The 6,946-nt window shown below is 36.1% G+C and carries 8 protein-coding genes; 3 read left to right on the top strand and 5 right to left on the bottom strand.

Annotated elements, in window-relative coordinates:
- Positions 1–390 precede the first annotated feature (390 nt).
- Together ACK1U5_RS24135 and ACK1U5_RS24130 are read left to right on the top strand one after the other, a co-directional pair.
- Positions 391–1,071 (top strand): MgtC/SapB family protein, encoded by a 681-nt coding sequence (locus tag ACK1U5_RS24135; RefSeq protein ID WP_000386676.1) that lies wholly within the window; start codon positions 391–393, stop codon positions 1,069–1,071.
- A 92-nt stretch (positions 1,072–1,163) separates the two neighbouring features.
- Positions 1,164–2,159 carry a potassium channel family protein gene (locus ACK1U5_RS24130; RefSeq protein ID WP_113710578.1) on the top strand — a complete coding sequence of 332 codons (996 nt, stop codon included), beginning with the start codon at positions 1,164–1,166 and terminating at the stop codon, positions 2,157–2,159.
- Here the strand turns inward: ACK1U5_RS24130 and ACK1U5_RS24125 are convergent.
- Together ACK1U5_RS24125 and ACK1U5_RS24120 are read right to left on the bottom strand one after the other, a co-directional pair.
- Positions 2,146–2,559, bottom strand: coding sequence for a YugN-like family protein (locus ACK1U5_RS24125; protein ID WP_113710577.1), 414 nt, complete (start codon positions 2,557–2,559; stop codon positions 2,146–2,148). The two genes, ACK1U5_RS24130 and ACK1U5_RS24125, sit on opposite strands and share 14 nt — an antisense overlap.
- Before the next feature lie 107 nt (positions 2,560–2,666).
- Complete coding sequence (locus ACK1U5_RS24120) at positions 2,667–4,019, bottom strand: glucose-6-phosphate isomerase (RefSeq protein ID WP_000103658.1); 1,353 nt, start codon at positions 4,017–4,019, stop codon at positions 2,667–2,669.
- A 274-nt stretch (positions 4,020–4,293) separates the two neighbouring features.
- Here ACK1U5_RS24120 and ACK1U5_RS24115 point away from each other — a divergent pair, with 274 nt between their 5' ends.
- Complete coding sequence (locus ACK1U5_RS24115) at positions 4,294–4,527, top strand: DUF378 domain-containing protein (protein ID WP_000105788.1); 234 nt, start codon at positions 4,294–4,296, stop codon at positions 4,525–4,527.
- A gap of 109 nt (positions 4,528–4,636) precedes the next feature.
- On the opposite strand, the gene yugI is transcribed toward ACK1U5_RS24115, so the two are convergent.
- From yugI to ACK1U5_RS24100, 3 genes are all read right to left on the bottom strand, one after another.
- Positions 4,637–4,981 carry a S1 domain-containing post-transcriptional regulator GSP13 gene (gene yugI, locus ACK1U5_RS24110; protein WP_000003764.1) on the bottom strand — a complete coding sequence of 115 codons (345 nt, stop codon included), beginning with the start codon at positions 4,979–4,981 and terminating at the stop codon, positions 4,637–4,639.
- Between the two features lie 253 nt (positions 4,982–5,234).
- Positions 5,235–6,425 (bottom strand): aminotransferase, encoded by a 1,191-nt coding sequence (locus tag ACK1U5_RS24105; RefSeq protein ID WP_000808526.1) that lies wholly within the window; start codon positions 6,423–6,425, stop codon positions 5,235–5,237.
- Complete coding sequence (locus tag ACK1U5_RS24100) at positions 6,422–6,919, bottom strand: Lrp/AsnC family transcriptional regulator (RefSeq protein WP_000255696.1); 498 nt, start codon at positions 6,917–6,919, stop codon at positions 6,422–6,424. Before ACK1U5_RS24100 ends, ACK1U5_RS24105 begins: the two co-directional genes overlap by 4 nt.
- Positions 6,920–6,946: the final 27 nt, after the last annotated feature.

Here is a 6,946-nt window from a genome sequence, read left to right as displayed (position 1 = left end):
GCATCTAAAATAAAAATTGACGTTTCACGTTGTTTGTTTCGTTCAGTTTTCAAAGAACTACTTGGTCGCTCATTTGCGACTTCCTTATGTTAACATCTTCGTTTTTCGATGTCAACTAAGTTTTTCAATTTATTTTTTGTCGTTTTCTGCGTTTCCGCATCAGCGACGGTTATTAATATATCATGGTGAAAAATGAAATGCAACACCTTTTATAAACTTTTTTTAAAACTGCCCACATTTCTTTTTTTATATCATATACTTAAACGAAATATCTCTTTCATGTATGAGCAATTCCTACATATATTTTATATAAAGTTACTCTATCAAAAGATGTTTCTTTCTATAATAAGCGTTTTATTCATATAGCATATCATACAAGGAGGAATATATATGGACTATACCGATTTATTAATCAAACTAGGTCTCTCGGCTATTTTAGGATTTGCCATTGGTTTAGAACGCGAATTAAAACGGAAACCACTTGGTTTAAAAACGTGTTTAGTTATTTCTATTATTAGTTGCCTCCTAACGATTGTTTCTATTAAAGCAGCTTATAACTTACCACATACCGATCATATGAATATGGATCCACTTCGACTTGCCGCTCAAATTGTATCAGGAATTGGTTTTTTAGGTGCTGGCGTAATTTTAAGAAGAGGCAACGATAGCATTGCAGGGCTCACGACTGCCGCTATGATCTGGGGTGCTTCTGGTATTGGTATTGCTGTTGGGGCCGGATTCTATATTGAAGCGATATTCGGAATGTGTTTCCTTATGATTAGTGTCGAACTTATACCACTCGCGATGAAATATGTAGGCCCTAGATCATTTCGTCAACGTGATATCGCTGTGAAACTTGTTGTACGAAATATGGACAATATCCCAATCGTAATTGAAGAAATAAAAGAAATGGATATAAAAGTTAAGAATATGAAGCTTAAAACATTAGAAAACGGTTCTCACTATTTACATCTTAAACTGTCCATTGATCAAAAAAGACATACTGCTGATGTTTACTATGCTCTCCAGCATCTTGAAAGTGTCCAACAAACTGAAGTGGAAAGTATGTAACGTAAAACAAACTCTCTTTAATTAGAGAGTTTTTCTTTTTTCTATAATGGCAACAATGAATGTAGTCCTACAAAGTAAGGAGGAATAAGCAATTGAAATCCCGTCCGAATTTAGTAGATACATTTCGTGATTCCATTATTTTTCGTTTAATTTGTTTTATTATTGTACTGACTGCTTTTTCCGGTTTTCTTATACATAGATTAGAACCTTTTCATTTCACTACATGGTTTGACGGAATTTGGTGGTCAATCGTTACCATTTTTACAGTTGGATATGGCGACTTTGCTCCCCATACGACGATAGGAAAACTAATAGGTATAAGTATTATTTTATTAGGAACTGGCTTTTGTTCTTATTATATGGTGCTGTTTGCTACCGAGATGATTAGTAAACAATATATGAAAATTAAAGGTGAAGAAGCCGCTACTTCTAACGGTCATATGATTATAGTTGGGTGGAATGAGCGAGCAAAACATGTTGTAAAGCAAATGCACGTATTACAACCAAACCTTGATATCGTTTTAATTGATGAAACACTTTCTTTACTTCCAAAACCATTTCATCATTTAGAATTTATAAAAGGTTGTCCGCATCACGATCAAACTTTATTAAAGGCTAATATTGCAACGGCACACACCATATTAATAACAGCTGATAAAGAAAAAAACGAAAGCTTAGCGGATACACAGTCCATTTTAAATATTTTAACTGCAAAAGGGCTCAACCCCAACATTTACTGCATCGCTGAACTTCTTACTTCTGAACAAATACAAAATGCAACGAGAGCTGGCGTGTCAGAAATTATAGAAGGAAATAAATTAACGAGCTATGTATTTACCGCTTCTCTTTTATTCCCTTCCATTTCAGGTGTACTATTTTCACTTTACGACGAAATCTCTGATAATAAATTACAACTGATGGAGCTTCCATCGTCCTGCACCGGACAAACTTTTGCCAATTGTAGCTATACTCTTTTAAAGCAAAACATTCTCTTACTAGGTATAAAGCGCGACGATCAATATATGATTAACCCAGTCCATACCTTCATGCTTATCGAAAGCGACATACTCATTGTTATTCACCATTAATAAAGTGACGCTCTAGTTCTTGCATAAGCACTTTCCCAATATTGATATATTTTCTTTTTACATCTCCATCTGGATCTTTCGGCTCAGCAAATTGATCCATTCCACTCGTTCCAGCTGTTAAAGTATTCACATTATCATCTAGTTCGTCTTGATATACGTGCGAAAGAATATACGGCGTTCCAAGACGAACTATTACGCCTGGTACATCTAGTTCTCCATCAATGGCTGTAAATGGAACTCGTAAAAATTGATACCCATCTTCTTCATCGATTTTGTAATCGAAGCATCCTTTATCATAATCCCAATTACCACCAATACTATATCCAAGTGGTTTCATAATCTCTTCTAACTTATATAACGCATATGTACGTCCTTCTAAATTTGATTGAATCGGAATCAAGCCCATCCCTCCTAGACTTTTCCTTTAGCATACCCACTTTAGTTTGAATATACTGATGGACTTTTCGATAAAATAATAAAAAGCGACCGGAATCCGGTCGCTTTTTATTATTTTAAACGCTCTTCTAATTCTGCTTTTAATTCTTCAAATCCTGGTTTACCAAGTAAAGCAAACATGTTTTTCTTGTATGCTTCTACTCCAGGTTGGTCAAATGGATTCACGCCTAATAAGTAGCCGCTCATCGCACATGCTTTTTCAAAGAAGTATACAAGGTAACCGAATGTGTACTCATTTAATTCAGGAATATTTACGATTAAGTTTGGTACTCCCCCGTCGCTATGTGCAAGTAATGTACCTTCGTATGCTTTTGTGTTTACGAAGTCTACAGTTTCACCAGCAAGGTAGTTTAATCCGTCTAAATCGTTTTCTTCTGATTCGATTGTTAGTTCATGTGTAGATTTACCTACTTTAAGAACTGTTTCAAATAAGTCACGACGCCCTTCTTGAACGTATTGACCTAATGAGTGTAAATCAGTTGAGAAGTTTGCTGAAGATGGGAAAATACCTTTTTGATCTTTTCCTTCACTTTCACCAAATAACTGTTTCCACCACTCAGCGAAGTATTGAAGTGCTGGCTCATAGTTAACAAGCATTTCAATTGTTTTTCCTTTATTGTATAAAGCGTTACGAACTACTGCGTATTGGTAAGCTGGATTTTCTTCTAGTTCTGATGTTCCGAAGTCATCACGACCAGCAGCTGCACCTTTCATCATCTCTTCAATATTTAAGCCACTTACTGCGATTGGTAATAAACCAACTGGCGTTAATACAGAGAAACGACCTCCAACATCATCTGGAATAACAAATGTTTCGTAACCTTCGTTATCAGCTAATGTTTTTAATGCACCACGCGCTTTATCTGTAGTTGCATAAATACGTTTGCGAGCTTCTTCTTTTCCATACTTTTCTTCTAATAACTTACGGAAGATACGGAATGCTAGTGCTGGCTCTGTTGTTGTACCTGATTTGGAAATAACGTTAATAGAGAAGTCTTTACCTTCTAATACGTCCATTAAATCTTTCATGTAAGTGGAGCTAATGTTTTGTCCAACAAATAGCACTTGTGGAGTTTTACGTTGTTCTTTAGAAAGCGTGTTGTAGAAAGAATGGTTTAACATTTCGATTGCTGCGCGTGCTCCTAGGTAAGAACCACCGATACCTACAACAAGTAAAATGTCAGAGTCATTTTTAATTTTTTCTGCGCATTTTTGAATGCGAGCAAATTCTTCTTTGTCATATTGAAGCGGAAGGTCTACCCACCCAAGGAAATCGTTCCCAGCTCCAGTTTTTTCGTGGATTGCGTGATGTGTTACTTTCACTGCATCACGTAAATAAGTGATTTCATGTTCACCGATGAAGGATAACGCTTTAGAATAGTCGAACGTTACATGTGTACTCATCTTTTTCCCTCCAATTATGGATATGTATTTCTGTATTCACTTTAGCGAAACTGAAGTTGTAAATCAAGCGATTCAAACATTGTAAACGTAACCAATATATATTTTTTAGAAAAAGTTCATTTTTTGCATAAAAATTCGCATTTTTCGGTATAGATGTATATACATCTTCTTTCAAACATTTTTTATGTATAAAAACAACATAACTACCCCATTCTATAAAAGAGTTAATTAACTCATCGCTTGCTCATGCTTCACAATTAAGGGGGGCTTTTTCATGAGTACTTTACAACGTATCGCATTAGTCTTTACTGTAATTGGCGCTGTGAACTGGGGACTAATCGGGTTTTTCCAGTTTGACTTAGTAGCAGCCATTTTCGGTGGACAAAATTCAGCTCTTGCACGTATTATTTACGGCATCGTTGGTATATCTGGGCTTATCAACCTTGGTTTACTGTTTAAACCATCTGAAAATCTTGGTACGCACCCAGAAACAAACGAAATTCGATAATCAGTATGTCCTTTCACCTCCGACATACGAATATGATTGCATGCAATCATATTTGCAAATATATATCATAAGATAAAGTAAAAGAGGAACGCTCATATGCGTTCCTCTTTTACTTTGTTAACTCGGACTCTTCAATCCATTCTGCCAACTTTTCTCGCAGCGTATTAAATCCGTTTTCAGATGGGTTCGGTATAAGAATCCTTCCTTGTTTTCTTTTCGCCGCTTTTAACGATAAACTCATTTTTCTGTGCTCTTCATCAATTGAAAGTACCTTTACTTCTACTGTATCGCCGACCTTTAAAAAGTCATGAATATCCTTTACATATCCATTTGTAATTTCAGATATATGCACAAGCCCTTGTGTTTCTGCATCTAACGCTACAAACGCACCGTAATCTTGAATTCCAGTCACTTTCCCTGTTACAACCACTCCTGTTGTATATTGTTCTGACATATGAAACACTCCCATACGTTTACCATTCTCTCTACAATTATAGAGAGCAAAGCAGATATATTTATTTTAAATATCCGATTGGTTAGTACGCATTCTAGATAACGTTATCTAGAATGCGTATACCTTATATTAGTAAATTATACCACTATGACAGAACTCATTCAAAATTCATGAAAAATTTCCCTTAAAGAAGTATAATTATCCAATATTGGGATAGACTACTAACACATGGCTTTCTAGTATTCCCCCCCTTTTATGGACAAAACGTATTACGTTTTGTCCTTTTTTTATTCTCTACAAACCGTTCCATTCTCTTCATTGCTTCCATAAGTTGTTCAAGCGATGTTGCATAAGAACAACGAATAAAACCTTCACCACTTTCGCCAAATACGCTACCAGGGACAACAGCCACTTTTTCTTCCAGCAATAACTGTTCTGCAAATTCCGCTGAAGATAATCCTGTTGAAGATATAGAAGGGAAAACATAAAATGCTCCGCCTGGCACATGACACGTTAAACCCATTTCATTGAAAGATTTCGTCATGAAGTTACGACGCTTCTTATAACTATCTCTCATTCGAATCACTTCATCGTTCCCTGCGCGTAACGCCTCAAGTGCTGCAAACTGAGACATCGTCGGTGCACACATCATTGAATACTGATGGATTTTGAGCATTAATTCTGAAAATTGAACAGGAGCTGCAATCATACCGAGACGCCATCCTGTCATCGCAAACCCTTTTGAAAATCCCGAAATTAAAATCGTATGCTCACGCATATTTTTAATACTCGCGAAACTTGTATATACTTCGTCGTATACAAGCTCTGCATAAATTTCATCAGATAATACAATTAGATTGTACTTCTCAACAATCACTGCTATTTCTTCAAGCTCGGATTTATTTAGCATTGCACCTGTCGGGTTATTTGGTGAACAAAGCAAAATCGCCTTTGTTTTCGCTGTAATAACTGCTTCAATCTGTTCTGGTAGTACTTTAAACTCGTTTTCTAAAGTAGTCGCCACAGGAACCGGAACTCCTCCAGCTAATGTCACAAGTGGTGCATAAGAAACGAAGCTTGGTTCAATAATGAGCACTTCATCATCAGGATTTATAATGGCGCGCATCGCTACATCTAACGCCTGGCTCGCTCCAACTGTAACAATGATTTCATCACTTGGGTCATAAGATACTGCAAATTGTTTTTTTAGATACTTTGCTATTTCTTGACGGAGCTCTAATAATCCTGCATTTGCTGTATATGACGTATACCCTTGTTCCAAAGAACGAATACATGCTTGCCTTACATTCCAAGGGGTAACAAAATCTGGCTCTCCTACCCCGAGGGAAATAACACCTTTCATATTTGCTGCTAAATCAAAAAATTTTCGAATACCAGATGGTTTTAAAGATTCTGCTGATCTAGATAGTTCAAATTGCTTCATGGTGTCACCACAATCCGCTTATCATCATCGTCTTTTTCATAAATAACACCCTCATGTTTATACTTCTTCAAAATGAAATGAGTAGTTGTAGAAACGACAGATTCAATTGTTGCTAATTTCTCAGAAACAAACATCGCTACTTCCCCCATCGTTTTCCCTTCTAATGTAATAGAAAGATCATATGTCCCTGACATTAAATAAACGGATTTCACTTCTGAATAACGATAAATTTGCTCAGCAACCGCATCAAATCCAACGCCATGCTTTGGCGTAACTTTCACATCGATCATTGCCGTTAAACCTGTATGTTCTTTCACTTTCGTCCAATCGATATGTGTTACATAATCCACAATAATCTTTTCATTTTCTAATCTCGCAACCATCTTCTTTACTTCTTCTACTTCTATATTTAACAGCTTCGCTAATGTATCTACAGATAATCGACTACTCTTTTCAAGACAAGCTAATAATTCTAATTCTTTTTCTGTCACCATATAAATCATCCTTCCTTTTCGTTTGTG

The sequence above is a fragment of the Bacillus sp. XB1 genome (assembly GCF_053557995.1).
This window is presented reverse-complemented; position numbering and strand designations above follow the sequence as displayed.

Bases quoted from the DNA above. Each gene is read 5' to 3' on its own strand.
- ACK1U5_RS24135 (WP_000386676.1), top strand. From the start codon at position 391: ATGGACTATACCGATTTATTAATCAAACTAGGTCTCTCGGCTATTTTA.
- yugI (WP_000003764.1), bottom strand. From the start codon at position 4,981: ATGTCAGAACAATATACAACAGGAGTGGTTGTAACAGGGAAAGTGACT.
- ACK1U5_RS24105 (WP_000808526.1), bottom strand. From the start codon at position 6,425: ATGAAGCAATTTGAACTATCTAGATCAGCAGAATCTTTAAAACCATCT.
- ACK1U5_RS24100 (WP_000255696.1), bottom strand. From the start codon at position 6,919: ATGGTGACAGAAAAAGAATTAGAATTATTAGCTTGTCTTGAAAAGAGT.
- ACK1U5_RS24115 (WP_000105788.1), top strand. From the start codon at position 4,294: ATGAGTACTTTACAACGTATCGCATTAGTCTTTACTGTAATTGGCGCT.
- ACK1U5_RS24120 (WP_000103658.1), bottom strand. From the start codon at position 4,019: ATGAGTACACATGTAACGTTCGACTATTCTAAAGCGTTATCCTTCATC.